Origin of the sequence: Finegoldia magna (assembly GCF_018371055.1) — a bacterium.
In the GTDB taxonomy this organism is placed as follows: Bacteria; Bacillota; Clostridia; order Tissierellales; family Peptoniphilaceae; genus Finegoldia; species Finegoldia magna_I.
Window position 1 is genome coordinate 1 of record NZ_JAGYZD010000159.1, and the last position, 4,166, is coordinate 4,166.

The window sequence follows — 4,166 nt, forward strand, 5'->3', positions numbered from 1 at the left end:
TAGATAGGTACAAGAATAATCTAAATGAATAAGGTAAAAATATTGGAGCTTTTCGGTGGCATAGGTGCTATTAGAAAGGCTTTTATTAATTTAAAGATATCTTATGAAGTAGTTGATTATGTAGAAATAGATAAGGCTTGTGTTAAATCATACAACGCACTTTATGGAGAGGCTTATAAGCCAAAATCAGTAGTAGGATATAAAGCTCCTAATGAGAAGATAGACTTAATTATGCATGGAAGTCCTTGCCAAGACTTTTCAAGAATAGGGAAAAAGCAAGGAGGAGTAAAGAATTCAGGAACTAGATCAAGCTTACTATTTGAAACAATTAGAATAATCAAAGAAATGAAAGATAAACCTAAATGGATAATTTGCGAAAATGTAAAAGGAGTCCTTGATAGAAATATGAGGGACTCCTTGTTTATTTATCTAAAGGAGTTAGAAGACCTTGGATATGAAAGTAAGTATGAAATTTTAAATGCAATGGACTTTGGGATACCTCAAAAAAGGGAGAGGATATTTGTTGTTTCATGTCTAGGAGCAAATAACTTTTCTTTTAATAAATTGGAGAGGAAAGAAACTAGACCACTAAGTGAATTTTTAGAAAAGGATGTAAGTGAACTTTATACAATGACCCAACCCTATATGCTGAAATTTTTAAATAAAAGCATAGATAACAGTTTTAGAGGGCGACTCAAAGTGATTAAAGATTTTTCTTATACTATTTCTACAAAACAAATGAGAGTACCTAATTCTGGAATAATAGATATTGGAAATGGTAGGTATAGGTATTTAACAGAAAGAGAATGCCTAAGACTCATGGGTTTTGATGATAGTGATATAGACAAATTAGAGGAAGTGCATTCAAGAAGAAAAAATTGCACTTCAAGCAAACTATATAACCAGGCCGGCAATTCTATTGTGGTTGATGTTTTAATGTGCATTATTAGTTCAATAATGCATGTTAGTGCAAACTTATTATTGTGAATGATATAATAAAATAAAAGACAGGAGGATATGATATGGATATTCTAGAATGTAAATTAAAGAATTGTTATGGAATAGATGAGTTTAACCATGAATTTGATTTTACAAATACAAATGTGATTACAGTATATGCAAAAAATGGATTGATGAAAACTTCTTTTGCAAAAACTTTTAAGAAAATTCAAGATGGTAAAGCTGACGAAATACGTGATGAAATATTCGATATAAAAGCAGAAGTTAATGTGAGCATAGATGGACAAGATATAAGAAAAGAGCAAGTGTTTGTAATAAAAAGCTTTGAGAATTATTATGAATCTAGTAGTGTAGCAGATTTATTAGTAGACGAAAAAACAAAAAAATCTATCACAACTTTATTAAAGCAAAAAAATAATTTTTTAAAAAAGTTAGTGCAATATTCAGGATTAAAAATTGAAAAAACACAACAAGGAAGAAAAATTTATGAATTAGAGCCTACAGTAGTTTCTGACATGAATTTAAGTGAAAAAAGTTTTTTATTAAGCTTGAAAGAATTATGTGAAGCTGAAAATAAAACGTATTTACCTAATGTTAAATACTCTACAATTTTTGATGATAGTGTAATTAAAAAAATAAAAGACAGTAGTTTTCAAAATAAAATAAAAGAGTTTTGTGAAGCTGCTGAAACTATATACAGTAGTTATACTTTTTTTGAAAAAGGTCAATTCACATTTCCAAAATTGAAGAATGTTGCAAAAAATTTAGATTCAGATAATTTTTTTGTAAGAGATAATAAACTTAATTTAAATAATAGCATAGTAATTGGTAATAATGATGAACTACAAGAGAAAATATATGAAATAGAGGGGAAAATTAAAGATATTCCAGAATTTCAACAGATAGAAAAGTTACTAAGTGATACAAAAGGCATATTATTAAGAGATACAATAGAAAACAATCCTGAACTAATAGAGTTTTTGAAAATAGAAAATTTAGATAATTTAAAAAAAGAATTATGGACTTCATATATAAAGAAAGAAAAGAAATCTTTTGATGATTTATTAGAGATATATAAAGAATTAGAGGAGAATATTAAAAATCTCAATATAGACAATACATTGTGGAATCGTTCTTTAGAAATATTTGAAGATAGGTTCACTGTTCCATATAAGATGAAAATATCAAATTTAAAGGGAGCGATAATAGGAGAAAACCTACCACGTGTGGAGTTTATATTTGAAAAGGGTGAAAATCAAGCAAGTTTAGATAGATCAAATTTAGAAAAATTAGACGTGTTAAGTCAAGGAGAGAAAAGATCTTTATATTTGTTAAATATAATATTTGACATAGAAAAAATAAAAAAAGAAAGCAATGAAGTCCTATTTATAGTAGACGATATAGCAGATTCTTTTGATTATAAAAATAAGTATGCTATTGTAGAATATTTGTATGAAATGGCAACAATTGATAATTTTAGAATGATAATTTTATCTCATAATTTTGATTTTTATAGAACAATTTCTTCTAGACTAAATGTACCTCGTACATCTAGATTTATCGTTGAAAACAAACAAGATTTAAATTTGATAGAAGAGAAATATCAAAAACAACCTTTTATAACATGGAAAACTAAACCAGATAAATATTCCTTATTTGCACTTATACCATTTGTTAGGAATCTAATTGAATATAGTTTTGATAAATCTGTTAATGATTCAAATTATTATGATAGCGATTATGAGCTATTAACTAATTTACTACACAAAAAAGAAAATTCAGGAACTATTAATTTTAAAACTTTAGGGAAAGTATATAAAGAATATATAGGGAGATTTGATATACCAAGTGAGTTTAAAGAGGATGATCTGGTTATAGAAAAGCTTTATGAAACTACTGAAAACTTAACTAGTAACTTAAATTTGCTCGAGCATAAAGTTTTATTATCAATGGCTTGTAGACTTAAAGCTGAGGAAATAATGTTAGATAAAATTAATAATTATAATGGTATGCTAAATTGGAAAGTGAAAAATAATTTGAAAACAGGAGATAAAGCGGAATTTCTGAATCATGTAGATAAAACTAATAATATGACCAGGGTATTATTTGATGCATATAAGCAGATTGCGAATGAAGAACAAATTAATATAGTTAATGAAGTTAATATAATGACTCCAGAAAATATTCATATAAACTCTTTTATGTATGAGCCTATAATGGATATGGATATTAACGAATTATTGAACTTATATGGAAAACTTAAAGAATTAATATAGGTCATTTAATTATATTACATTATAGACGGTAGATTATTTAAAATCTATCGTCTTTTTTATTACTCAAAAAAGGAGGTAGGAAATGCAAGTAAATGATTTTAAGAACATACAAGAAGCAATAAAGTATGAAGTTTTACAAGATGAAAAAGAATATTTAAAACTCTTAAAAGTTATAGGTAACAATCAGAAATATGATTTTTCTAGCCAACTAAGTATATACAACAAAGAACCTGAAGCTAGAGCTTGTGCGACATTTGATATGTGGAAGAAATATTTTGGTCGAGTTGTTATGAGAGGTCAAAAGGGTATTCCAATTTTAGTTGGAAGTGATGTAAATCAAAGAATTTCATATATTTTCGATATTAGTCAAACCACATCAATGGATAGGAATATTAATGAGGTTAGCTTATGGCAGTTTGACCACGAAAACCATAACGAGGCTTTAAAAGAAATAATAAGAGATTCTTCATTTGAAGCTAGTGATTCACTAAACGAAAATATATTTTCTTTAAGTCGAATTTATGGAGATGAATATATTAATTTGGCTATTGCTGATTTGAGAATAGATGTAGAGGATAGACTGAGTTTTGAAAAGTTTATGAGAGACTCAATATCCTATGCGATAGCTAATAGGTTTAATACAGCCTATCCTATGGATATGGAAAATTTAAAAAATAATTTTTCTAGGATTAATACAATTTCTTTAGAACAGATAGGTCTTGTAATATCAAGAGTTAGCGAAGATATTATAGATAGCACAATAGAAAAATCTAAGGAAATGGATCGAGCTAGGCTGCTGACAGAAAGGGCCGGTGGCGACTATAATAGAGATATAGAAAATATAAATGAAGATAGAGGAGGTCAAGATGATTTATATAGACGAGATGATAGGTCAAGAAGTAGAGATGGACGAGTTTTCACAGATGGAAG

General features: G+C 27.5%; 2 protein-coding genes and 1 pseudogene. All 3 read left to right on the forward strand.

The window, feature by feature from the left end; translation table 11 throughout:
* Positions 1-24: 24 nt before the first annotated feature.
* Positions 25-987: a DNA cytosine methyltransferase gene (locus KHW44_RS07065; protein ID WP_304067707.1), complete on the forward strand. Its 963-nt coding sequence runs from the start codon at positions 25-27 to the stop codon at positions 985-987.
* A gap of 35 nt (positions 988-1,022) precedes the next feature.
* Complete coding sequence (locus tag KHW44_RS07070) at positions 1,023-3,236, forward strand: hypothetical protein (protein ID WP_002836656.1); 2,214 nt, start codon at positions 1,023-1,025, stop codon at positions 3,234-3,236.
* An 82-nt stretch (positions 3,237-3,318) separates the two neighbouring features.
* Positions 3,319-4,166: pseudogene (locus KHW44_RS07075) on the forward strand (DNA helicase); the annotation flags it as partial.